Below are 22,405 nucleotides of genomic sequence, written 5' to 3' on the forward strand. Positions count from 1 at the left end.
TTCAGAGCTCGCGCAGCGACGAAGCAAGCACTTCGCATGCCCGATCGATCGCGGCGCCATCGTGCGCGGTGCTGATAAAACCGGCTTCGTAGGCGCTCGGCGCGAGATAGACATCGCGTTGCAGACACGCGTGAAAGAACCGGCCGAAGAGCGCGGCGTCGCCGGTCAATGCGGTCGCATAATCGCGCACCGGCGTGGCGGTGAAGAAAATGCTAAACATCGAACCGCGCTGCGGGACCTGCACCGGCAGGCCTTTTTCCTTCGCTGCAACGACGACGGCATCGCGAAGTTTTTGGCCAAGGGCGTCGAGGCGCGCGTAGGGATTTTCCTCGTCGAGCAGCCGCAGGCAGGCGATGCCGGCGGCCATCGCGAGCGGATTGCCGCTGAGCGTTCCCGCCTGGTAAACCGGGCCGACTGGCGCGAGCAGATCCATGATCTCGGAGCGTCCACCGAAGGCCCCGACGGGCAAACCGCCGCCGATGATTTTGCCCAGACAGGTGAGGTCGGGCGTGATGTTCTCGAGTTCCTGCACGCCACCGCGCGCGAGACGGAACCCCGTCATCACTTCGTCGAAAATAAGCACGGCGCCCTCGCGGGTGCAGAGCTCGCGCACATACGCGAGATAACCGGCGTCCGGCATGATGAAGCCGACGTTGCCGCAATACGGCTCGAGGATCACGCACGCGATCTGGCCGGGATTGGCGGCAAACGCCTCCGCGAGCGCGGCGCGATTGTTGTAGGCGACGACGACCGTCTCCTGCGCAAACGATTTCGGCACGCCGGCGCTGTCGGGATGGCCGTGTGTGAGCGCGCCGGAGCCGGCCTTGATGAGGAGCGAATCGGAGTGGCCGTGATAACAGCCAGCGAACTTCACGATCTTGTCGCGGCGGGTGAAACCGCGCGCGAGGCGGATCGCGGACATCGTCGCCTCGGTTCCGCTGTTGCACATGCGGACCTTCTGGATCGACGGGAAAAACCGCACGATCAGCTCGGCCATTTCGACCTCGTAGGGATTCGGCGTGCCAAACGACGTGCCGCGCTCGAGCGCCTCGGCGATGGCGTCGCGCACGCGCGGATGATTGTGACCGTGGATCGCCGGGCCCCACGTGCAGACAAAGTCGATCAACTCGCGATCGTCCGCGGTGATCAGCGTGGCGCCGCGCGCGGCTTTCACGAAGAACGGCGCCCCGCCGACGGAGCGGAAAGCGCGCACGGGCGAGTTGACGCCGCCGGGCATGAGTTGTTTCGCGCGGGCGAAAAGTTGTTCAGAGGAGGTCGTGGACATGGCGAACGAAAGAAAACGTCAGTGACGAAAACCGTGCCCGAGGCAGAGCGCGGCGCCGATGAGACAGATGAGCAGCGCGAGCAAATGCGAGGCGAGGGCGAATTTGAAACGCCATGGCGACGTTTCATAACGAATCGGCCGGCGGCGCGGCCCGGTGTAACCGCGCGTGAGTCCGCGCCGGAAACGGAAATACGCCACGGCGCTGGCGCCGAGCATCAGCAAACCGAGAAGCTTGGCGGGGAGATTCAACTGACGTATTTCTGCACGATGGGAATGCGGCGACCTACGCCGAATGCGAGCGGAGTGATCTTGAGGCCGGGCGCGGCCTGCTTCCGTTTGTATTCGTTGAGATCGACCTTGCGGGCGACGTCGTTGACGACCGTCTCGGCGAAACCTTGCGCCACGAGGTCTCGGCGCGACAGACCCTGCTCGACATAACCTTTCAGGATCGCGTCGAGCACGTCGTAAGGCGGCAGGCTGTCCTGGTCGACCTGGCCGGGGCGCAACTCCGCGGACGGCGGTTTCACGATCGTGTTTTCCGGAATCACTTCGCGCTCGCGGTTGATCCAGCGGGAGAGGCCGTAGACCTGCGTCTTGAAGACGTCGGAAATCACCGCGAGGCCGCCCGCCATGTCGCCGTAGAGCGTGCAGTAACCGACCGCGATTTCGCTCTTGTTGCCGGTCGTGAGCAGGAGCGAGCCGAACTTGTTCGAGAACGCCATCATCATGACGCCACGGATACGCGCCTGGATGTTCTCCTCGGCGACGTCGCGCTCGCGTCCGGCAAAGAGCGGCTGGAGCTGCGCTTCGGTGGCGGCGACGGCCGGGCCGATCGCGACGGTTTCGAAACGGATGCCGAGATTTTCCGCGAGCTTCCGCGCATCCTCGCGCGAGTGTTGGGAGGAAATTTCGGACGGCAGCGACACGCCCATGACGTTGTCCGCCCCGAGCGCGTGCACGGCGATGACGGCCACGAGGGCCGAATCGATGCCGCCGGACAACGCAATCAACGCGCGTTTAAAACCGCTTTTGTGCGCGTAATCGCGCAGACCGAGCACCAGCGCGTCGAACATGTCCTGCCAGTCGTCTTCCGCGAACGACGGCGAGAGCTGCGGCGCGGTGGGCGTCGGCGAACCGACGTCGATGACGCGCAGCTCCTCCGCAAACGCGGCGAGACCGGCGGTGACGTTGCCCTGCGCGTCGCAGACCACGCTGCGACCGTCGAAGATCAACTCGTCGTTGCCGCCGACGACATTGACGTAGGCGACGGGACAGCCGAGCGCGCGGGCGGCGTCGGCGATGAGCTGATTGCGAACGTGGCCCTTGTCGAGATACCACGGACTCGCGGAGAGGTTGACCATCAGGTCGCATTTTTCCGCGGCCAGCTGGCGGACCGGATCGATCCCGCGGTAGAGCTGGCGCGTGCTGATCGTCGGGTGTGTCCAGATGTCTTCGCAGATCGTGACGCCAATCCGACGACCGGCGTAGTCAATCACGGTCGATTTCTCGGCGGGTTCGAAATAGCGGTCTTCGTCGAAGACATCGTAGGTCGGCAGCAGGCATTTGTGTGCGCTCGTGACGACGCGGCCCTCGCGGCAGAACGCGGCCGCGTTGAATGCCGGCCGGCCGTGGCCGGTGCGATTCTGTTCGACCGTGCCGATGAGCGCGGGCACGGCGCCGATGTGGGTCGCGATTTCACGGAGCGAGTCCTCGCAATCGCTGACGAAACGGCGCTTGAACAACAGGTCGCGGGGCGGATAGCCGCAGACCGCGAGCTCGGGAAACACGACCAGCTCCGCGCCCTGGCTGACGAGCGTCGCATACGCCTCGAGAATCCTGCGGCGGTTGCCCGCCAGATCGCCGACCGTGGGATTGAATTGAGCGAGCCCGATGCGCATGGGTGTGGAAGGCCGGCAACGTGGAGGGCTTTGCGCCGCCTGACAACTCCCCGCTGCGCGAGGGCGAACGAGTTGAGCGTTGAATTCCGGGGCGCACTCACGAAGCGTGGTCCGATGTCCGGTTCGCCGAACTCACCGCCGCCCGCCTCCTTGATCCTCGCGTCCGCGTCGCCGCGCCGGCGCGAATTGCTCGGGAAACTTGGGCTTCCGTTCGACGTCATCGTGGCGGACGTGACCGAACACGAAGAAGAAACGACCGACCCCCGCGTGATGGTCGCGCACAACGCCGCGTTGAAGGCGGATTGGGTGGCGGAGCGTCGGCCCGACGCTTGGGTGCTCGGCGCGGACACGACGGTCTTTCTCGATTCGCTGGTGTTGAACAAGCCCCGCGATCTCGCCGATGCCCGGGCGATGCTCAAGCGGCTCGCGGGCCGCACGCACACCGTTTTCACCGGCGTGGCGCTGCGCCAGCGTAACCGCGGCGTGACGATCGACGAAGGCGTGAGCAGCGAGGTGACGTTCAAGTCCTTCGACGACCGCGTGATCGACGCGTATTTCGAGGTGGTCAACCCGCTCGACAAAGCCGGCGCCTACGGAATCCAGGAAGGCCGCGAACTCATCATCGAGCGCTGGGACGGATCGTTCACCAACATCATGGGCCTGCCGATGGAGGCGACGAAACAAATTTTGACGCGAGTGGGTCTCCTGCCTGAGTTTCCCTCTCCAGCCGGATCGACATGAGCCATTTGCTTGCTTCACCACCGCCCGCTTCGCTGCGCCGCTCCTGGAAGCGGGTGTGGGACGATCCCGATTCGCGCTCCGTCGCCATCGGCCTGCTCGGCGTGGTGCTGGTGCATTTGGTCATCTTCATGCTCGGTCCGCGGGCTTTCATGCTGCACGGCGATGCGCTGCCCAGCGTCATCCGGCCGCCCGTGCCGCGCGAGTTCAACATCGAGCTCACGCCGGATTCGGAACTGCAGGCGCAACCGGAGGTGCCGCCGCCCAGCCGGTTCGTGGAGGCCAACCCGAATGCGCCCGAGAACATCCCCGATCGGACCAACAATTTCGCGGCGCAAAACCAGCAGGCGGCGCAGGAGAAACCCACGACGGACGACAAAAGCGACCGGCCTGCGATGGAAGGCCGCACCGACATCGAGTCGACGCAGGTCGTATCCGGTTCGTTGACACAGCCGCTCGAGACCATGCCGGCCCCGCCGCCCGAGCCCGCCGCGGCGCAGGAAGAGCAGGCGTCGCCGCGGCAGGAGCAGGTGCCCTTGAGCGGTTTCGACAAAAGCGAGGGCGACAATCTCAATGCCTACGGCAGCAGCGTCTCGCCGCTGCGCGAGAACGCGAAGTCGACCCCCGAATACATCGAAGGCGCCAAGGACGCGCCGCTGGTGGAAAATGCGACCGGCGTGCATCCGCGCATCGATCCGAAACGTCCGCAGCCGCGACCGCAGATCGTCCGGCAGCAGCAGGTGCGGCCCGCGATTTTTCAGGAAAACAAATTCGGCACGCGCAACATCGGCCTTGCCGCGTGGGACGCGAAATGGAGCAACTACGGCCAGTATCTGCAGAAGCTGATCGACACCGTGCAGATCCAGTGGGAGCGGATCCTGATCGAGAGCCGCGTTTATCCCGTCAACGGCACGCACGTGAAGGTCGTGTTCAAGCTCAACGCCAAGGGCGAGGTTTCGCAGATCGTGGAAGCCGGCGGCACGGCGGGAATCCAAGCCGAGAAATCGTGCGTCTCCGCGATCACCTCGCGCGCGCCGTATGGCGACTGGACGGAGGACATGATCGCGGTCCTTGGCGAGGAGCAGGAGCTGACGTTCAATTTCTACTATCAGTGAGCGGCCCGGCGGAAACCTTCTGGGCGGCGCTGCCGCTCGGGCGCGACGTCGTGCTGCTTGCGGCCGACGCCAACGGCCTCGGCGCGCTCGCCAAACCGTCCGGCACGCTGTCGCATCCCAACGAGTCGCGCGACCAACCTCGGGCGCTGCTCACGGTGCCTTACGATCAGGCGACGGAATCGTATCAGTGGAACGGTGACACGGGTGCGGGCCGGCTGTGGCTGCTGAACCGCCTCGACTCGGCGACCTCGGGCGTGATCCTCGTCGCCGCCGACGCGGCGCTCGCGGCGGAGATCCGCGCGCATTTCAAACGGAAGCAGGTCACGAAAATCTATCAGGCGTTGGTATTCGGAAAGCCGCCGCGGACGACGGACGTCTGGAAAGACCTGCTCGCGGTCCAAAAGAAAGGCGGCCAGATCCGCACCTCCGCGTCGGCCGGCCACGTGCCGGCGGAATGTCAGATGCGGGTGATCGCGTCGCGCGGTACGGGGAGCGACGCGCGGTCGCTGCTCCAGCTCGAGCCGCGCACCGGCCGCAGCCATCAGCTGCGCGTGCAGTGCGCGAAGCGGCACCTCCCGATCGTCGGCGATCAGACCTACGGCGACTTTCGGCGCAACCGCGACTTCGCGAAGCGCGCCGGCACGAAGCGGCTGTTTCTGCATTCGCTGTCCACACGTTTTGAATACACGTGGCAGGGACGCAGCTGGCGGTTTGCGGCGACGGCGCCGCTGCCCGAAGAGTTTTCGGCCGCGCTCAAGTAGGTGGCGCCCGCGTTCCCCGTTCGGACTGCGCTTCAGGATTTTTCCTGCGCCGGCCGCGCGAACGGAGCGAGCAGGTCGATCGGGATCGGGACGAACGTGGTCGTGTTATGCTCGCTCGAGACCTCGCGCATCGTCTGCAGGAAACGCAGCTGCAGCGCGATCGGCTGGTGACTCATCATTTCGGCGGCCTGCACCATTTTCTGCGCGGCCTGATACTCGCCCTCGGCGTTGACGATCTTCGCGCGCCGCTCGCGCTCCGCCTCGGCCTGCTTCGCCATCGCGCGCTTCATCGTGTCGGGCAGTGCGACGTCGCGGACTTCCACGGCGGTGACCTTGATGCCCCACGGATCGGTCTGGCGGTCGATGATTTCCTGCAGCGTCTGGTTGATCTTGTCGCGGTGGGCGAGGAGCTCGTCCATCTCGGCTTGACCGAGCACGCTGCGCAACGTCGTCTGCGCGATCAGTGCGGTGGCCTTGATGAAATTTTCCACTTTGATGACGGCGGCGACCGGATCGATCACGCGGAAATACACGACGGCGTCGACGGTGACGGGCACGTTGTCGCGCGTCATGACTTCCTGCTTTGGCACGTCGATGGTCACGACGCGCAGATCCATTTTCACGATCCGATCGACGATCGGAATCAGGAAGATCAAACCGGGACCTTTGGCGCCGCGGCGATGGAGTTTGCCGAGTCGGAAGATGACGCCGCGCTCGTATTCCCGCAGCACGCGGACCGCGAGCGGCAGGAGGATCGCGAGGAGAAAAAAGGTCGGCACGAACCAGTTCAGGAAATGCCGGATGAGAACGCCGTAGTCAGACATGGGATTCGCGGGTTGAAGGTTTCACACGCAGGGTCAGTCCATCGAAGCCGACGATCTCGACGGGCATGCCGGGCTCGACGGGAACGTCGCTGACGGCGTTCCAGGTTTCGCCTTCGACGAACACGCGGCCGCGAGTGGCGCCGATACGGTCGAGCGCAGGCACGACGCGGCCGAGCATCGTTTCGCGCCCGGCGCGGATCGGCAGGGACTGCGCGCGCAGACCGGCGCCGACGACGAAGAGGAAGAAAAGCGTCGTCAGGATCGTCATCGGCAGGACCAGCGCGAGCGAGAGGCGGAACGCCGCGTCGCCGGTGTCGAAAAGCATGAGCGCGCCGAGAAAAAACGAGATCGCGCCGCCGACCGTGAGCACGCCGTGTGTGGGCGCGTAGATGTCGGCGACGAACAGCACGACCGCGAAGACAATCAGCGCGACGCCTGCGAGATTGATGGGCAAGATGGCGCCGAAGTACAGCGCGAGGATGAGCGCGATCGCGCCCACGACGCCGGGGAAGATCGCACCCGGATTGCTGAGTTCGCCGATGATGCCGTAGATCGCGATCATCATCAGGACGAAGATTACCTCCGGTCGCCAGAGAAGCTGGAAGACGCGCTCGCGCGGCGACATTCCGATCGTGATGACCTCCGCTCCGCGGGTGTGCAGAATCCGTTCGCCGATCCGACGGCCGTCGATTTGACCGAGCAGCGTCGTCAGATCCGGCGCCACGAAATCGATCACGTGCAGCTCGAGCGCATGCTCCGCGGTGGCCGAGGCGCTTTCGCGGACCGAGGCGCGCGCCCATTCGACATTGCGGCTGCGTTTCGCGGCGATCGATTCGATGAAGGTCGAGGCGTAGTTCTCGAGTTTCTGTTTCATCGTGTCGTCGACCTTCGTGTCGCCGGTGCCCGGCGCTCCGCCGATCGCCACCGGGTGCGCGGCGCCGATCGTCGTGGTCGGCGCCATGGCGGCGACGTCGGCGGCGAGGGTGATGAAACAGCCCGCGCTCGCGGCAGTCGCGCCCGCCGGCGTCACATACACGACCGTGGGCACCGGCGAGGCCAGCAGGCGCTGCACGATCGTCTTCGTCGAGTCGAGCAAGCCGCCCGGCGTATCGAGTTGGATGACGAGACACTGATGCTGCTGCGCGTCGGCGACCTTCACCGCGCGGATCACGTAGTCGGCCGTGGCCGGTCCGATCGCGCCATCGATGGTGATGACGCCCACACGTTCGGCGGCCAGTCCAGCAGTCGACCAGAGCAGTCCCCCCAGCAGGACGATGAAATGCGCGCGCCACATAACGGCCTCGCCTTCGATTTTGTAGCGGAAAGCGGGGGCGGCTGCAATGGCGAAGGCGCGCGGTCGACGGCGTGGTTGACTTTCGGGGTGGAGGGGAGCACTTCGTTGCACCGATGAACGCCGTGTTCGGCTATTATTTTAGCTTCGCTCTCCGGGCTTGGTTTGCCCGGGGAATCGCTGGCGGTCATCGCGTCAACTGAGCCTCGCTCGATTTCATTTGTCGCCAAAGCCGCCTCCTGCAGGCGGCTTTTGCGTTTAATAGATCCGTCACCTCGCCATGATCCTCCCGAAATCCCACCGACTTACGCCCGAACAGCTCAACGAAGTCACTGCGATCGTCACCGAATTCGGCTGCAAGATTCAGCCGATCATCGGCGCGGTGCGCACGATCTACGCGATCGTGGGCGACGAACGCGACGAGCTCATGATGAACCGGCTCGAGGGCCTCGATTACGTCGAGCGGATCGACCGGATCCAGTCGCCCTTCAAGCTGATGGACAAGCGCTCGGACCTCGCGACGCACCGGATCAAGCTGGGCGGCGTGACGTTGGGCGAGGAACTGTTGGTGATTGCGGGGGCGTGCACGATCGATCCGAAGAATCCGAACTACTTCTACGAAACGGCGCAGGCGGTGAAAGAGGCCGGCGCTCACGTCCTTCGCGGCGGAGTCTGGAAACCGCGGACCAATCCCTACACGTTTCAGGGCGATGTGAAGTCGCTCGACATCCTGCTCGAGGCTTCGCGCCGCACCGGTCTGCCAGTCGACACCGAAGTGATGGAAGAGGCGCAGATCGCGCTCGCGCTCGATGCCGGCGTGGCGGTTTTGCAGGTGGGAGCGCGCAATGCGCTGAACTACTCGCTGCTTCGTCAGATCGGCCGAGCCATCGCGAACCGGCCGTCAACCTCGGTGCTGTTGAAACGCAGCATCCACATGGGACCGTTGAACGAATTTATCTCCGCCGCCGAATACATCACGGCGTTTGGGAATCCCAACGTGATCCTTTGTCCGCGCGGCACGACGCCGACGCTCGACGGCTACCGCAATCACCCCGACGAGAGCATCACGCCGTTGTTGAAGGAGAAGACCTGGGCGCCCGTCGTGGTCGATCCCTCGCACTCGGTCGGCAAGGCAGCCTACGTGCCCGCGGCCTCGCTCGCAGCGATCGCTTACGGCGCGGATGGCTTGTGTATCGAAGCGCACGTCGAGCCGGCGAAAGGCATCGGCGATGACCCGAAGCAATCGCTCACGCCGGACGTGTTGAAGAAAACGATCGCGCAGGCGAAGGAACTCTGGGCGCTCCGGCGGAGGTGATGAGGAGTTAAGTTAAGCGCGAAGACGCGAAGCAGGCGGAGGCGCGCAAAGAGGGCCGGGGATCGTCGCGAAACGTTGTGGTCCTTGGCGTCTTTGCGCTGAGCTCCAGTTATAACCGGCCGAGCCGGGTTTCATGTGCCGGCGACGGCAGCCGGAAGCGCGGCGACGTTTTTAGCGGAAGAAATAGACTTCGGTCAGAACCTCGCCCTCGACTTCCGCGGTCTCCGAACTGGCATGCACCGTGTAGGCGCCCGGCGAAAGTTCGAGCAGCAGGCCCGGCTCGCGGTCGCTTCCGAACGGTTGCGCGCCGACGAGTGGCAGGACGCGTTTCATGCTCTCGACCAGTCCGGTTTGCTCGGCAGGAAGGGTGTTCCAAGACTGATTCGTCGCGATCGCGGTGTTCGATGAATCGTAGACGACGAGCATCGGATCGGGCACGAAATTCGACACGCCAAACGGTTCGAGCGACGGTCCGAGGACTTTGATCAGTACGAGTCGTGGCACGTTGCCGCCGATCACGCAACCGGTGATCGACACTTTCGTCGCGCTGACGGTGGTGCGGTTGGAAACGTTCAGCAGCGGAACCGGAGCGCGATCGAAAACCTGGAACGTTCCGGCCTCGATTCCGTTATTGTTGATCTGGTCGCTGAGCACCTCGCCACTGTCGGCGGTTTTGAACGTGAGATTCCAGACTCCCGACGGCTCGGCGGGATGCTCGCCCGTGAGCGCGATCTTCGCTGTGTCGGCGCCCGTTTTGACGTAAGTGTAGGTGCCTTCTCCACCCGCATACCAGTAGGTGACCGGTCGGCTGTGATTGCGGCGGATGTCCAGATAGGATCCGTCGGCCGAGAACAGCGTCTCGACGAGCGTGAAACCGTTGCCGAACGAACTGGCGGTTTTGAAAGCGATGATTTTCGACGACAGCGCGTCGGGCGCGAGGTCGGCGGCGAACGCGACTGTGATCAGACTCAGGAGGGCAACGACGTGGCGGTGCATGCTAGCGCGACATTGTTGCGGCCATCGGCTGCATCAAGCGGCAAACGCAAACGATGAGCGCTGGGTCTTTCGCGAAGGGTCGGATCCGCGCAATGGGGACAACGGATGTCGGGCAGGTAGCGAGGATCCTGCTGTTCGGCTTCCGTGAGCGGTAGCTGGCAGTTGCCGCACAGCACGGAATTCGTTTCGCGCAGGGCGGGGTCGACGCCGACGCGCTGGTCGAAGACGAAGCATTCGCCGTCGTAGTGCGCGCCGCCGCATTCCTCGAAATATTTCAAAATACCGCCGTCGAGCTGGTGCACGTTTTTGAAGCCGGCCTGCTCGAGATAAGGTCCGGCCTTTTCGCAGCGGATGCCGCCCGTGCAAAACATCACGATCGGGCGCTCCTTCATTTCCTCCGGCAGGTTTTTCACGGCGGCGGGAAACTCGCGAAAGTGTTCGATGCGGGCCGGAACGGCGCCGCGAAAGGTGCCCAGGCGAATCTCGTAGTCGTTGCGGGTGTCGAGGAGCGTGATCGGCCGGCCTTCGTCGAGCCACTGCTTCAACGTGCGGGCCGGGAGCTTCGGACTCGGGCGGCGCGCGGGATCGATGCCGGGAACACCGAACGAGATGATCTCTTTTTTGATCTTCACCAACATCCGATCGAACGGCTGTTCCGCGCTGAAGCTTTCCTTGGGGGTGAGATCGGCGAGGCCGGGGATGGTGCGCAATGTGGCGAGCAGCGTGTCGATCTGGCTCCGCCTGCCGGCGACGAACAAGTTGATGCCCTCGACGCTCAACAGGATGGTGCCGCGCAGATCGCCGGCGCGACACACCTCCAACAGCCGCTCGCGCCAGACGGAAAGCTCGGCGAGCGGAGTGAATTTATAGGCGGAGATGTTGACGAATGAAGGCACGATCAAAGGGGCTTACGAGAACGTGCGGCCGATCGGAAAACTCAAGGCCGTGGTGAGATTCAATCCATGCAAGGCTCATGAATGAGGCCTACGTCAGTTTGCGCGTCGTAGGCTTCACCTGGTGCGCCGCTCGCCTGGGGCATTGTCGAGTCAAAACATGACTCCTTCGTTCCCCCTCCCGCTGTCAAAAGTCATCACATGACCCCGTCGCCCGGCCCCGGATGCCGGCGGCAGTCGGAAGCGAGTAAGCGCCCGCTTGCGCGGCCGCGGTCCGGCCTTCTCAATCTGCAACCCCAAACGCCTTTCTGAAATGGCGAGGCTCCGTTCGCTCCTTTATCTCGCTGGCGGGACGCTGTGCGCGTTTGTGCCGGCCGTCGGTATCGCGGCGAATCTCACTGTTCCTGGTCGCTGGACCGAGGCTCGCGTCGACGGCGAACCGCAGACGATCTGTCCGTGGGAAACGTGGAGACAGAACTACACCGCTGAACCGAAGCCGTGGCACCACGACGTGTTTCGCGCCGACGGCACGCCGTATTCGGAGGCGGAGATCGATTACATCCGCTTCGTCACCGGAGTCGGCGCGATGGTGAGGTTTGTCGAGCCGCGCGGAGTTCAACCTGGGTTCCTCGCAACCGGCAGCCAATTTAGGCTTGATTGGTCTCCTAGCGACCCCGCCTAACACCCGTGGCAGGCGTACCGCCGGCCCACTCTTGAGTGGTGAAGAGTCAATACCTGGCCTGTTCCGCGGCGTCCCACTGCGCTGTCAATTGTCAGCCACCCTGTGGGCTTCACCCGCTCGCTGCCGGGTCGACGCGGAGGTTTACAACAGACTGAGCTGCGAGTGGTCGGTGGGAGTGACGGTGCTCATTTCCTTTTCCTTCAACCCTCCGCAATTTCGCTTGCGCCGTTAATTTACAATGCTGAGTAATCCTAACCTCCGGCTTTTTGGTCTATGAATATCGATGAAGGCTCCGCTCAGCTGGCGAAAGTAGTCGAACAATTCGGCAAGCTCGTCCTTCAAGACGCCAACGAAGCCGAGACGCGCCGAAAAGTCATCGATCAAATCATCAGCGGCGTCCTCGGATGGACCCCAGATGATATCAGATATGAAGAACGCACATCTGAAGACAAACAAGCTGAGTTCGCGGACTACGTTATTCGGACAGCTTCAACGGCGTTTGTAGTGGAAGCAAAGCGTGCTGGTGCTGCGTTCCACCTCCCTCAAAACCGCAAGTCCGGGAAGCTTGGCGGTTTCTTGGCTGAGGGAGAACTTGGTGCTGCGATACGACAGGCGCGTGATTATGCGCGCAGGCTTTCGCTTCCTTTTGCCGTCACAACGAACGGGGCAGCATGGATTGTTTTTCCTGCGACGCGTGTCGACGGCGTAACTTTCGAAGAAAGCCAGGCGCATATTTTTCGAAACCTAACTGACATAAAAGATCGGATCGTAGAGTTTTGGGAGATGCTCTCTCGGCAACGAGTGATCGAGGGTAGCCTGGAGAGCCATTTCTACGGCATGCCTAAATCCGAGGACGAGCACAGGCTAGTCCGAGTGATCAAGGACTCGGGGTTTCGGTTAGGGAGAAATCAACTTTACCCCTGCGTGGAAAAAGCGGTGAACCTCGCTTTTACTGACGAGGCTATTCTGAATGACGTTGATGCGCTGACGCACTGCTACGTGCGAAATGCTGAACGGGTTAAATACGACGAGCGGCTCAAAATGCACATTGCCGATGCTAGACCGAATCTGGATCGCAAAGTGATTCGTCCTAGGCTTAGTAAAGGTGGCAGTAAGGCGCTCGAAGAAAATTTGGAAAAAGCAGCCCCCGGACTACCGCAATTCTTGCTCCTGTTGGGGCCTGTCGGAGCAGGAAAAACCACATTCCTCCACTACACCCAGAAAGTCTCAGCCGCGAGTGCCGTCGGCGGAAAAGTCATATGGCTCTACGTTGACTACAAACTAGCGACGACGTCTGACGAACCCAAGACTTTTCTCTACAAATGCATCCTCGAATACATCGAGGCGGACACCGCATTTAATCTCGGAGATTGGGGTCAAACGATTGAGCATGCATACAAAGAGGATATCGAAAAGCTTAAGCGCGGCGCGTTAGCTCTCCTTTTTAGGACGGATGAAAAGGCATTCGCGACGCATCTGACCGAAATCGTAATGGCAGATAGGAAGGCGATTGAGCCATATGTAGAAAAAATTCTGAGGCATGTTCAGCGTAGACTGCCGATCTATTTAGTTATCGACAATGTCGACCAACTCGAGAACGAAGATTACGCGCGGCGCATCTTTATCGAGGCACAGGCTTGTGCACGACGCATTGGCGCGAATGTAATCATGACGTTGCGGGACGCGACCTACGCCAAGTATAGGAGCACGCCCGTTTTCGATGCGTTTCAAATGGATGCGATTTATGTCGATGCTCCTAGCGTGCTGCCGGTATTGTCGCGGCGTTTCGCCTACGCGAAAACGATTCTTGAGGGTGAAAAGGCGACATTCGTCGCCGACAATGGGAGCAAGTTCGTGATCGGAAACCTAGCTGAGTTTTTCGACGTCGTCGGCCGTTCCGTTCTCGACAATCCATGTGGCCACATGGTTGAGGCCCTTTCGGGCGGAAATGTTCGACGTTGCCTGACTCTCGTCCGAGAGTTTCTTGCAAGCGAGCACATCTCAGCGGACCGGGTGCTCTACGACTATGCGGCTGGAACGCCCTCGTATTTTCCTCACCATGAGTTCTTCAAGGGGGTGGTTTTTGGTCAGCGAAAATTCTACCGTGAAGAAGAGTCGCTCCTGCTGAATATCTTCGACTCGAAGCTTCCTAGAGAGGGGGTCCAGCTTTTGAGATTACATATATTGGCCCGTCTCTACGCGTTGGCCGCGAAAGGCGAGAGCGAGGGCGTGGAAGTCGCTACTTTGGTTTCAGAACTCTATCAACTTGGCCTCTCGGAAGCCGACGTGATAGCTTGCATCGATAAAATGTATTCCGGGAACCTGATCAGGAGCCTAGATGGCGGCGCTTTGATTAACAGCTCTGTGTTAATTCCAACCCGCCTCGGCGGCTATTTATTCAAGGAGCTTTCGCAGGACTTCACCTATCTCGAGATCTGCACCCTCGATGCATCGATTCATGACGGTGATACGTGGCTCCAGCTGTCCGATTTGACGGAAGTGATAGCGGCAACAAGCGGAATGGCTCGGCTAAACAAACGCATCGAGCGGGTAAGCGCCTTTTTGAGTTATCTGGAAAAGGTGGAGCAAACGTGGCTCGTAAACTGCCATCGATACAAGGTCGAGGGGTTCTCCGACAACGAGATCATCAAGCATGCAGTTAGGCCTGCGGCTGAAAAATATTTCGAATATGTGCTTCAGAGGGCGGCTCGGGCATTCGAAAGGAAGCGCGTTCGCTACCGATTAAGTCACGCGTCCTAGTAGTTGTGGGAAGAAATTGTCGGTGGACCAAAGAAACACGCCGATGATGCTTCGCTTTCTCCGAGGAACACTGTTTTTCGCGTTTAGCGGTACGTCGAGATGCCGCGCATCCAAGAATAGGGCGCAGTGAAACATAGGTTCTTGACCCTTAGCTTCGCGGGAATGCGGACATCTCGCGCGCGGTAGACCTGCTTACACGAGTGCTCAACATTGGACTTACCATCTGTTCGCAGTTTCGCCCCCGCGAAACTCCAGCACCAACTTGATCCGAATTATGCACCAACCGCTTCTCGAAAAAGTTGAATCGCTCAAGAATATGCTCGTCTCGAAAGCGACAGGTGGGATGCCCCAGGAACATGAGTATAAGCAGCTGCGTGCCGAACTGATAGCTGAGCCGCGGATTTCCTCAAAACTCCCTAACTTCGTGAGGACCTGCCGCGACTTAATGGAGTTTTGGGGTGTCATTTCGAAAATCCATAAATACGCGCCACGACGCGAATACATTCGCGAGCAGTTTGAACCCGTTCTCTCGATGCTCGAATCTGAAACGCGATCCCCCAGCGACGATTCAGCGACTAACACTATTCGTCAGGTCAATTCAGTGAACGTGCACGACGCTTGGCGAAAAGCGTTGGAACGCAGAGCGACAGACCCTGAAGGCGCTATCACCGCGTCGCGCACGCTACTCGAGACCGTCTGCAAACACATTCTCGACGAGATAGGCGTCACCTACGACGACTCAATGGATTTGCCGAAGCTTCACGCACTCGTGGCCAAACAACTCAATCTCGCGCCAAGTCAGCACAGTGAGCACGTTTTCAAACAGGTTCTCGGCGGCTGCCACTCAGTCGTTGAAGGACTTGGAGCGCTGCGCAATCGACTGAGCGACGCTCACGGTGTCGGACGCTCCGCAGTGCGGCCAGCTCCGCGACACGCCGAGTTGGCTGTGAACCTTGCCGGCACGATGGCAACATTTCTGATCGCTACTGCGGAGGCACGAAGGCCGTCGTCTAGACGCTCGGATTCTTCGGACTCTTAAGCGGGCATCGAATGGGGAGCAGCGGGTTCGGCACACCCCACTCAAACCTTGGGTGAGTCTCTGGCGCTGTGTGGCGGGCTATCTCCAGCCGAGTGCCGTGGCGATGTGGGTAAGGAGCTATTCCAGAACATGGACGTTATATTCGGCGCCGAGTTGGTTAGGATCGTGAAGAGCAGGGTGTCGGCTTCGGCGATCACTTCGTCTTGGCGGAGTGACCGGTCAGGACGTCGGTTCGGCGGCGTAGCTGCGGCCGAAGACGGCGCGCATTGAGTCGCGGACCAGTCGGACGGGGCACGTATACACTATTGACGTGTTGGCGCCGCGCGGTGCGTCCACCCCGGAAGACGGGCGGGCGCCATTGACGTTTCCCAATCGATGATCATCGAGTTCGCATGCCATTGCTGACCGTAGTGCCGCCGATGCCGGGAGCCGAACGGCGTTTTCGTCCGTTCACGGATTTCGTCCACGCCTCAGGCTGGGACACCGAGTTCGTCCAACTGGATTGGACCGGTCCCCAGCCGAACTTCGATTCGAGCGCCGTGTTTGGGCAGGTCGGCGCGCAGACCGCGGGCAAGGTCGTGATGGGGTTCTCTCTCGGCGCCCTCTACTCGCATCTGGGCGCACTCCGCGCCCGGCATCTGATCCTCGGTTCGATCTCGCCGTTTTTCCTGGAGGACGACGATGAGCCGCAGCGGTGGATGATTTCCTACCAGGCGGGCAACGCCGACACGCCGGCCGACGTGCTCGTGGGGGAAAACGAAGACGGCCAAATGCACCGCCGCGCCACGGCCGTGCGCGACTTCTACCGCCAGTGCACCCACACCGTCGTCCCCGAGGCCGATCACGAGCTCTGGCATCCGAATTACTTGCAGGCGATCAAGGCCGCCCTCGATCGAATCGGACCGAGGGGGTGAGCTGGAGCGGTCAGCTATCAGCAATGAGCTGTCAGCGGTTGGCCGTCAGCTATCGACGGCCTCCGTGCTCTCCGTGGTGAAACACGTAGACGCCCTAGTCCGCCGCATTGATCGCACGGCCTTCCGCTGATCGGTCTCTCAACTCTCAACCCTCAACTCTCAACTCATCTCGCCTACCGCCAGCCGAGGCCGGGCGCGATGTGGGTGAGGAGTGATTCGAGGACGTGAACGTTATACGCGACGCCGAGCTGATTGGGAATCGTGAGGAGCAGGGTGTCGGCTTCGGCGATGGCTTCGTCTTGGCGGAGTTGCTCGATCAGGACGTCGGGTTCGGCGGCGTAGCTGCGCCCGAAGACGGCGCGCATCGAATCGATGATGCCAAACTGGTCGGTCTCGGCGCCACCGTCGCCGAAGTAGGCGCGGTCGCGGTCGTCCATGAGCGGAAAAATGCTCCGGCTCACGGAGACGCGCGGGGTGCGTTTGTGGCCGGCTTCTTTCCACGCCTGCCGGAAGGCGCGGATTTGCGCGGCTTGCTGCACGTGTAGCGGTTCGCCCGATTCGTCGAACTTGAGCGTCGAACTCTGGAGGTTCATGCCGAGCTTCGCCGCCCAGACGGCGGTGGCGTTGGTCGCGGAGCCCCACCAGATCCGTTCGCGCAGGCTGGGAGAAAACGGCTCGAGACGCAGGAGTCCGGGAGGATTCGGGAACATCGGGCGCGGATGCGGCTGGGCGAAGCCTTTTCCGTTTAAAAGTTCGAGAAACTCCTGCGCGTGGCGCCGGCCCATCGCGGCATCGTCTTCGCCCTCTGCGGGACGGTAACCGAAGTGGCGCCAGCCATCGATCACCTGCTCGGGGGAACCGCGGCTGATGCCGAGTTGCAGGCGCGAGCCGGCGATGAGATCCGCCGCACCGGCGTCCTCGGCCATGTAGTGCGGATTCTCATACCGCATGTCGATGACGCCGGTGCCGATCTCGATTTTCCGGGTGCGGGCGCCGATGGCCGCAAGCAACGGGAACGGCGAGGCGAGCTGACGCGCGAAATGATGGACGCGGAAATACGCTCCATCCAGCCCGAGCCGCTCGGCTTCGACCGCGAGGTCGATCGACTGTAGCAGCACATCCGACGCGGAGCGCGCCTCCGAGTGGGGCGAAGGCGTCCAGTGGCCGAAGGACAAGAAACCGAGTTTTTTCATAGCGCACACCTACGAGCATTAAGCGCGAAGGCGCGAAGAAGGCAAAGGAGCGCGAAGTCAGAGGAGAGGATCATTTCGAACTTCGCGGTCCTTGGCGTCTTCGCGCTGAAGTCCGCTTACAGCAGGCTGAGCTGCGATTCGTCGGCGGGTTTGACGGTGATCTTTTTCTTCGGCTTCGCCTGCGGTGTCGCGGACGGAAGCGTCACGCTGGTGTCGTCGCTCTCGAGTTTGCCGAGGATCGTTTTCGCGCGCTCGATCACGCTCAGCGGCAGGCCGGCGAGGCGCGCGACCTGGATGCCGTAGCTGCGATCGGCGGCGCCGGGAATTACGCGGCGGACGAACACGATGTCGTCGTTCCATTCCTTCACCGCGACGGAGAAATTCCGCAGGCGCGCCAGGTGTTTCTCGAGCTGGGTGAGCTCCTGGTAATGCGTCGCGAATAGCGTGCGCGGCCCGCGTTCCTCTTCGCGGTGCAGGTGCTCGACGACGGCCCAGGCGATCGAAAGGCCGTCGTAGGTCGAGGTGCCGCGGCCGATTTCGTCGAGGATGATGAGCGAGCGCGCGGTGGCGTTGTTGAGGATGTTCGCGGTCTCGTTCATCTCGACCATGAACGTCGAGTTGCCGCGCGCGAGGTCGTCGCTCGCGCCGACGCGCGAGAAGATCCGATCAACAAGCCCGACGCGGCAGGATTTCGCCGGCACCCAGCAGCCGATCTGCGCGAGCAAGGTGATCAGCGCGACCTGGCGGATGTAGGTCGATTTGCCGGCCATGTTGGGACCGGTGATCAACGCGATCTGCGCCTCGCTGCAGGCGAGCAGCGTGTCGTTCGGCACGAAGCCGGCGCTGGCGCCGCGCGCGGCGATCGTGTCGAGCGAGCGGAGCGTCTGCTCGACCACGGGATGGCGCCCTTCGACGATCTCGAGCGTGTCGCTATCGTCGAGCACGGGCCGCGTGTAGTCCCATTCGCGCGCCAGTAACGCCCAGCCGCAAAACACATCGAGCTCGGCGAGGGTTTCCGCCGTCTGCGCGAGCGCGATGGAATCGTCGAGCACGACGGCCACGAGCGCGTTGAACAACTCGAGCTCGCGCGCGAGGGCGTTTTCCTCGGCGTGGAAGATTTCCTTTTCCTTTTGTTTCAGCGCCTCCGTCACGTAGCGCTCGCCGCCGACCGTCGTCTGGCGGCGGATGTAGTCGGCGGGCACGAGGTGGAGATTCGCCTTGGTGACCTCGATGTAATAACCGAAATTATTCGTGAACCTTACCTTCAGGCTGCGAATCCCGGTGCGCTCCTGCTCGGTGCGCTCGAGATCGGAGAGCCACGTTTTGTTGTCGGTCGTGAGCGAACGCAGCCGGTCGAGCTCTGCGTCGTAGCCGGTGCGGATATAGTTTCCGTCGGTGAGATCGTTGGGGAGTTCGTCGGCGAGGGAGCGGGGCAAGAGTTCGCGCAGTTGCGTGAACTCTTGCAGCTGAGAGCCCAGAGCTGAGAGCTGAGATCCGGGGCCGAAGGCGGCGAGTTCGGTGCGGATTTGGGGGAGTTGCGCGAGGGTATCGCGAATACCGCCGAGTTCGCGGGGATTGCGCAGGCGGTTCTGGAGGCGGCCGAGGATGCGCGGGATGTCGCGGACTTGTCCGAGGAGTTCGCGCAACGTGAGCAGTCGCGTCGGTTGTTCGCGCAGTTCGCCGACGAGCGTCTGGCGGCGATTGAGTTCGGCCAGGTCGAGCGGCGGGGCGGCGAGCCAGCGTTCGAGCAGGCGCGCGCCGGCGGCAGTGGCGGTGCGGTTGATCGCGTGCAGCAGCGAACCTTCGCGCGTGCCGCGGCTGGAGGAAAAAATCTCGAGATTGCGGAGCGTCGCCGGATCCAGCAGCAGCGTGCGCGCGCTGCGATACTCCTGCAGGCCGCGCAGGTTTTCCGGTTTGGCGCAGAGATTTTCCGTGGCGTAGTAAACGAGGGCGCCGGCCGGACCGAGCGCCGGGTGACTGTGCGCGAGGCCGAACCCCTCGAGATTCAGCACGCCGATCGTGTCCATCACGGTCTTCGCGCCCGTGGCGGTTTCGAAATGATAACCGGCCAGTTCCGAGCAGAGACGTCCGCCGCAGAACGCGTGCAACGCGTGGAGCGACACCTGATCGTGGGGCGCGGCTTGCCAGCGGGTGAGCTCGCCTTCGATTACGAGCAACTCCGCCGGATCGAGCGCGGTCAGGACGGGGAGGAGGTTGGCGATGTCGGCGTCGCTCGCGACCTTGAACTCGCCGGTCGAGAGATCCAGCCAGGCGGCGTGCAGGCCGTGTTTGTCGTGGCACAGCGCGCAAAGGTAATGGTTGCGCGCGGCGTCGAGCTGGTTGGCCGAAAGCGTTGTCCCCGGAGAAAGGATACGCGTGAGCTGCCGGCGCACGAGTTTGCCGGCTTTGGCGGGTTCGGCCTGGTCGCAGATGGCGACCTTTTTGCCGGCGGCGAGCAGTTTGGAGACGTAGTTGTCGACCGCGTGCGCGGGGATGCCGGCCATCGGCGTGTCGCCGCGTTTGGTGAGCGTGAGTCCGAGCAGGCGCGACGCGACCGCAGCGTCGTCGAAAAACATTTCGAAGAAATCGCCGAGGCGGAAGAGCAGGAGGGTGTCTTTCGCGAGGCCGCGGCGCACCTCGAAATACTGCTGCATCATCGGCGTCATGGCGCCCATCCCTTGGTTTCGAGGCGATGGCGCAGTCCGGAGAAGCCGGGGACGGCGACCGGAGTTGACGGGAGAGAAAAAGGGAGCGAATCGCGAAGCCGCGCCCGCGTGGAGACGGAAGCGGAGGGAAGAGGCACGTGCATTTCGGTCACACAAAACGAAAACTTTTGCCGCCGCGAAGCCCAAACGTGACGGAAAATGAGGGAGGCGCTCAGGTCACGTCGCTTTGGGGACGGGAATGGTCCGAATTATCCCGTTGTCGCTTGGCGGGGAAAACTTACAACGCGGCTGCATGCAAAGCCTCGGCTCGGACCCAAAAAATCGGCGGCGAAACGGGAAACGCTGAATGCCCGACGAACCGTCAGCTTCGCCGAAAAGGTTTACGTTCAAAACGGCGGAGTTCGAGCGTCTGAACGCGGCCGACGGAGAGCGGACGTCCGATCCGAACCGGGTTCGCGCGCACCTCGACGAAAATCTTCGGCGTTCGAACGACGCAGGGTTGAACGACGTGGTCTTCACGCCGCGACGACCGTCGCGCCGGACGCGGGATTATATCGTCGTGATGATCCTTGCGAACCTGGCTTTGCTGATCGGCACCGTGATCTCGCCGGTTTTCGGCGCCGCCGGCCTGGTCATTTTCAACGTGGGGTTCACCTGGGTGGTGTGGGGTGTGATGGACGATTACTAGGCAACGAGAGTTGCCCCTCGTGTTTCCTCCGGCCGAGTTTTAGCCCAGCTTTCCCCGCGATCCATGAACCAAGCCCTCTCCCTGGTCTCTCTGCTGGTGCGCGACTATGACGAGGCGATTGCGTTTTTCGTCGGAAAACTCGAATTCGTGCTCGTCGAAGATTCCGACGTGCCGGCGCAGAACAAGCGCTGGGTGGTGGTGGCACCGCGGGGTGGCGGGAGCTGTCGTCTGCTGCTGGCGCGCGCGTCGACACCCGAGCAGGCGGCGCAGATCGGGAATCAGACCGGCGGGCGGGTTTTTCTTTTTCTCTCCACCGACGATTTCTGGCGCGACTACGAACGCTACCGCGTCCGGGGCGTCGAGTTTGTGCGTGCGCCGAAGGAGGAAGCTTATGGAACGGTCGCGGTGTTCAAAGATCTCCACGGCAATCTGTGGGATTTGATTCAGCCGAAAGCCGTCGGGCCCTAACGGCATCGCCGGGTTTAGGGTTAACGAGCGTGGGATCGCGAAACGATGCGCGGTCTTGCTGAAGGCGGCGTTTGCGGTGTTTCGTTTTCGCGTGGTTCAACTTTTCCATCGCGATCTGGGCGGAGCCGGGCATCCGCCGCTGGTGATTTTGCACGGCCTGCTCGGGTCGTCACGAAACTGGCAGACGGCGGGGCGCGATCTTGCGTCGCGGTTTCACGTTTTCGCGCTCGATCTGCGCAATCACGGGAGTTCGCCGCACGACCACGACATGAGTTTCGATGCGATGATCGCGGATGTGATCGGCTGGCTCGACGCGCGCGCTCTCCCGCGGGCGACGTTGCTCGGCCACAGCCTTGGAGGAAAGGTGGCGATGCGCCTGGCGGCGCAACATCCCTCGAGGATCGAGCGCCTGATCATCGTTGACATCGCACCCAAGGATTATCGATGGGCGGCGCATCGGGCTGAGTTTGCGGCGATGAACGAGTTGAATCTCGAGCATCTGAAATCCCGCGCCGAGGCCGAACTGCGGTTCGAGGCGCGCGTGGACGACTGGGCGATGCGGAAGTTTCTCGTGACGAATCTGGAGCGGGATCATGCGAGCGGCCGCTGGCGCTGGGCGATCAACCTGCCCGTGCTCACGGAGGCGTTGCCGACGATGGAGGCGAACTCCCTGGCGCCGGACGATCGTTTCGACGGGCCGACGCTCTTCGTCACCGGCGAGCGCTCGCACTACGTGCAGTCGGAGGATCACGCGACGATCCGGCGGCATTTTCCGCACGCGGAATTCGTCGGTGTGCCGGGTGCGGGACACAATCCGCACATGGACCGGCGAGAGGAATTCGTCGCGGCGGTGACGGCGTTCGTGCGCTGAGCCGGCGC

The 22,405-nt window shown here is 62.3% G+C and carries 20 protein-coding genes; 11 read left to right on the forward strand and 9 right to left on the reverse strand.

Going from position 1 to position 22,405, the window contains the following annotated elements:
• Position 1: 1 nt before the first annotated feature.
• The 3 genes from hemL to AC6RV7_RS19100 are packed head-to-tail and all read right to left on the reverse strand — an operon-like array spanning position 2 to position 3,183.
• Entirely contained in the window at positions 2–1,285 is a 1,284-nt protein-coding gene (gene hemL, locus AC6RV7_RS19090; RefSeq protein ID WP_500095793.1) for a glutamate-1-semialdehyde 2,1-aminomutase, read from the reverse strand.
• 18 nt (positions 1,286–1,303) lie between these two features.
• Positions 1,304–1,534, reverse strand: a complete 231-nt coding sequence (locus tag AC6RV7_RS19095; protein WP_500095794.1) for a hypothetical protein — start codon at positions 1,532–1,534, stop codon at positions 1,304–1,306.
• On the reverse strand, positions 1,531–3,183 hold the full coding sequence (locus AC6RV7_RS19100) for an NAD+ synthase (RefSeq protein WP_500095795.1): 1,653 nt from the start codon (positions 3,181–3,183) through the stop codon (positions 1,531–1,533). The genes AC6RV7_RS19095 and AC6RV7_RS19100 overlap by 4 nt, the downstream gene beginning before the upstream one ends.
• Positions 3,184–3,333: 150 nt before the next feature.
• Between AC6RV7_RS19100 and AC6RV7_RS19105 the strand changes: the two genes are divergently transcribed.
• From AC6RV7_RS19105 to AC6RV7_RS19115, 3 genes are read left to right on the forward strand one after another with little or no spacing between them, the layout of a single operon-like run.
• The gene (locus AC6RV7_RS19105; RefSeq protein ID WP_500095796.1) at positions 3,334–3,924 is read left to right on the forward strand and encodes a Maf family protein; all 591 of its coding nucleotides are present in this window, start codon (positions 3,334–3,336) and stop codon (positions 3,922–3,924) included.
• On the forward strand, positions 3,921–5,036 hold the full coding sequence (locus AC6RV7_RS19110) for a hypothetical protein (RefSeq protein WP_500095797.1): 1,116 nt from the start codon (positions 3,921–3,923) through the stop codon (positions 5,034–5,036). Before AC6RV7_RS19105 ends, AC6RV7_RS19110 begins: the two co-directional genes overlap by 4 nt.
• Complete coding sequence (locus AC6RV7_RS19115) at positions 5,033–5,797, forward strand: RluA family pseudouridine synthase (protein ID WP_500095798.1); 765 nt, start codon at positions 5,033–5,035, stop codon at positions 5,795–5,797. Before AC6RV7_RS19110 ends, AC6RV7_RS19115 begins: the two co-directional genes overlap by 4 nt.
• A gap of 32 nt (positions 5,798–5,829) precedes the next feature.
• Here AC6RV7_RS19115 and AC6RV7_RS19120 read toward each other — a convergent pair whose 3' ends face one another.
• Both AC6RV7_RS19120 and AC6RV7_RS19125 read right to left on the reverse strand, forming a co-directional pair.
• Positions 5,830–6,621: a slipin family protein gene (locus AC6RV7_RS19120; protein WP_500095799.1), complete on the reverse strand. Its 792-nt coding sequence runs from the start codon at positions 6,619–6,621 to the stop codon at positions 5,830–5,832.
• Positions 6,614–7,915: an NfeD family protein gene (locus AC6RV7_RS19125; protein WP_500095800.1), complete on the reverse strand. Its 1,302-nt coding sequence runs from the start codon at positions 7,913–7,915 to the stop codon at positions 6,614–6,616. Before AC6RV7_RS19125 ends, AC6RV7_RS19120 begins: the two co-directional genes overlap by 8 nt.
• A gap of 277 nt (positions 7,916–8,192) precedes the next feature.
• Here AC6RV7_RS19125 and AC6RV7_RS19130 point away from each other — a divergent pair, with 277 nt between their 5' ends.
• Complete coding sequence (locus AC6RV7_RS19130; RefSeq protein WP_500095801.1) at positions 8,193–9,227, forward strand: 3-deoxy-D-arabino-heptulosonate 7-phosphate synthase; 1,035 nt, start codon at positions 8,193–8,195, stop codon at positions 9,225–9,227.
• 171 nt (positions 9,228–9,398) lie between these two features.
• Here AC6RV7_RS19130 and AC6RV7_RS19135 read toward each other — a convergent pair whose 3' ends face one another.
• Both AC6RV7_RS19135 and AC6RV7_RS19140 read right to left on the reverse strand, forming a co-directional pair.
• A complete protein-coding gene (locus tag AC6RV7_RS19135) occupies positions 9,399–10,223 on the reverse strand; it encodes a hypothetical protein (protein ID WP_500095802.1) in 825 nt (274 codons plus the stop codon).
• The gene (locus AC6RV7_RS19140; RefSeq protein ID WP_500095803.1) at positions 10,196–11,119 is read right to left on the reverse strand and encodes a sulfurtransferase; all 924 of its coding nucleotides are present in this window, start codon (positions 11,117–11,119) and stop codon (positions 10,196–10,198) included. Before AC6RV7_RS19140 ends, AC6RV7_RS19135 begins: the two co-directional genes overlap by 28 nt.
• 310 nt (positions 11,120–11,429) lie before the next feature.
• Between AC6RV7_RS19140 and AC6RV7_RS19145 the strand changes: the two genes are divergently transcribed.
• The 4 genes from AC6RV7_RS19145 (at position 11,430) to AC6RV7_RS19160 (ending at position 16,511) form a co-directional block, all read left to right on the forward strand.
• Positions 11,430–11,798 (forward strand): hypothetical protein, encoded by a 369-nt coding sequence (locus tag AC6RV7_RS19145; protein ID WP_500095804.1) that lies wholly within the window; start codon positions 11,430–11,432, stop codon positions 11,796–11,798.
• A 273-nt stretch (positions 11,799–12,071) separates the two neighbouring features.
• Complete coding sequence (locus AC6RV7_RS19150) at positions 12,072–14,558, forward strand: hypothetical protein (RefSeq protein ID WP_500095805.1); 2,487 nt, start codon at positions 12,072–12,074, stop codon at positions 14,556–14,558.
• A gap of 274 nt (positions 14,559–14,832) precedes the next feature.
• The gene (locus AC6RV7_RS19155) at positions 14,833–15,597 is read left to right on the forward strand and encodes an abortive infection family protein (protein ID WP_500095806.1); all 765 of its coding nucleotides are present in this window, start codon (positions 14,833–14,835) and stop codon (positions 15,595–15,597) included.
• A 392-nt stretch (positions 15,598–15,989) separates the two neighbouring features.
• Positions 15,990–16,511 (forward strand): alpha/beta fold hydrolase, encoded by a 522-nt coding sequence (locus AC6RV7_RS19160; protein ID WP_500095807.1) that lies wholly within the window; start codon positions 15,990–15,992, stop codon positions 16,509–16,511.
• 173 nt (positions 16,512–16,684) lie between these two features.
• Here AC6RV7_RS19160 and AC6RV7_RS19165 read toward each other — a convergent pair whose 3' ends face one another.
• A complete protein-coding gene (locus AC6RV7_RS19165; protein ID WP_500095808.1) occupies positions 16,685–17,704 on the reverse strand; it encodes an LLM class flavin-dependent oxidoreductase in 1,020 nt (339 codons plus the stop codon).
• Between the two features lie 116 nt (positions 17,705–17,820).
• On the reverse strand, positions 17,821–20,370 hold the full coding sequence (gene mutS, locus AC6RV7_RS19170) for a DNA mismatch repair protein MutS (RefSeq protein ID WP_500095809.1): 2,550 nt from the start codon (positions 20,368–20,370) through the stop codon (positions 17,821–17,823).
• A gap of 346 nt (positions 20,371–20,716) precedes the next feature.
• Between mutS and AC6RV7_RS19175 the strand changes: the two genes are divergently transcribed.
• The 3 genes from AC6RV7_RS19175 to AC6RV7_RS19185 all read left to right on the forward strand — a co-directional run bounded on the left by AC6RV7_RS19175 (position 20,717) and on the right by AC6RV7_RS19185 (position 22,397).
• Positions 20,717–21,058 carry a hypothetical protein gene (locus AC6RV7_RS19175; RefSeq protein WP_500095810.1) on the forward strand — a complete coding sequence of 114 codons (342 nt, stop codon included), beginning with the start codon at positions 20,717–20,719 and terminating at the stop codon, positions 21,056–21,058.
• Between the two features lie 63 nt (positions 21,059–21,121).
• Positions 21,122–21,526, forward strand: coding sequence for a VOC family protein (locus tag AC6RV7_RS19180; RefSeq protein ID WP_500095811.1), 405 nt, complete (start codon positions 21,122–21,124; stop codon positions 21,524–21,526).
• Positions 21,527–21,617: 91 nt separating this feature from the next.
• Entirely contained in the window at positions 21,618–22,397 is a 780-nt protein-coding gene (locus tag AC6RV7_RS19185; RefSeq protein ID WP_500095812.1) for an alpha/beta fold hydrolase, read from the forward strand.
• Positions 22,398–22,405: the final 8 nt, after the last annotated feature.

This window comes from Opitutus sp. sgz309028 (genome assembly GCF_059821195.1).

What these genes read in the sequence shown, in the direction of transcription:
- mutS (WP_500095809.1), bottom strand. Translation starts at nt 20,370, where the DNA reads ATGACGCCGATGATGCAGCAGTATTTCGAGGTGCGCCGCGGCCTCGCG.
- AC6RV7_RS19135 (WP_500095802.1), bottom strand. Translation starts at nt 10,223, where the DNA reads ATGCACCGCCACGTCGTTGCCCTCCTGAGTCTGATCACAGTCGCGTTC.
- hemL (WP_500095793.1), bottom strand. Translation starts at nt 1,285, where the DNA reads ATGTCCACGACCTCCTCTGAACAACTTTTCGCCCGCGCGAAACAACTC.
- AC6RV7_RS19180 (WP_500095811.1), top strand. Translation starts at nt 21,122, where the DNA reads ATGAACCAAGCCCTCTCCCTGGTCTCTCTGCTGGTGCGCGACTATGAC.
- AC6RV7_RS19145 (WP_500095804.1), top strand. Translation starts at nt 11,430, where the DNA reads ATGGCGAGGCTCCGTTCGCTCCTTTATCTCGCTGGCGGGACGCTGTGC.
- AC6RV7_RS19155 (WP_500095806.1), top strand. Translation starts at nt 14,833, where the DNA reads ATGCACCAACCGCTTCTCGAAAAAGTTGAATCGCTCAAGAATATGCTC.
- AC6RV7_RS19150 (WP_500095805.1), top strand. Translation starts at nt 12,072, where the DNA reads ATGAATATCGATGAAGGCTCCGCTCAGCTGGCGAAAGTAGTCGAACAA.
- AC6RV7_RS19100 (WP_500095795.1), bottom strand. Translation starts at nt 3,183, where the DNA reads ATGCGCATCGGGCTCGCTCAATTCAATCCCACGGTCGGCGATCTGGCG.
- AC6RV7_RS19110 (WP_500095797.1), top strand. Translation starts at nt 3,921, where the DNA reads ATGAGCCATTTGCTTGCTTCACCACCGCCCGCTTCGCTGCGCCGCTCC.
- AC6RV7_RS19130 (WP_500095801.1), top strand. Translation starts at nt 8,193, where the DNA reads ATGATCCTCCCGAAATCCCACCGACTTACGCCCGAACAGCTCAACGAA.
- AC6RV7_RS19175 (WP_500095810.1), top strand. Translation starts at nt 20,717, where the DNA reads ATGCCCGACGAACCGTCAGCTTCGCCGAAAAGGTTTACGTTCAAAACG.
- AC6RV7_RS19160 (WP_500095807.1), top strand. Translation starts at nt 15,990, where the DNA reads ATGCCATTGCTGACCGTAGTGCCGCCGATGCCGGGAGCCGAACGGCGT.
- AC6RV7_RS19165 (WP_500095808.1), bottom strand. Translation starts at nt 17,704, where the DNA reads ATGAAAAAACTCGGTTTCTTGTCCTTCGGCCACTGGACGCCTTCGCCC.
- AC6RV7_RS19120 (WP_500095799.1), bottom strand. Translation starts at nt 6,621, where the DNA reads ATGTCTGACTACGGCGTTCTCATCCGGCATTTCCTGAACTGGTTCGTG.
- AC6RV7_RS19125 (WP_500095800.1), bottom strand. Translation starts at nt 7,915, where the DNA reads ATGTGGCGCGCGCATTTCATCGTCCTGCTGGGGGGACTGCTCTGGTCG.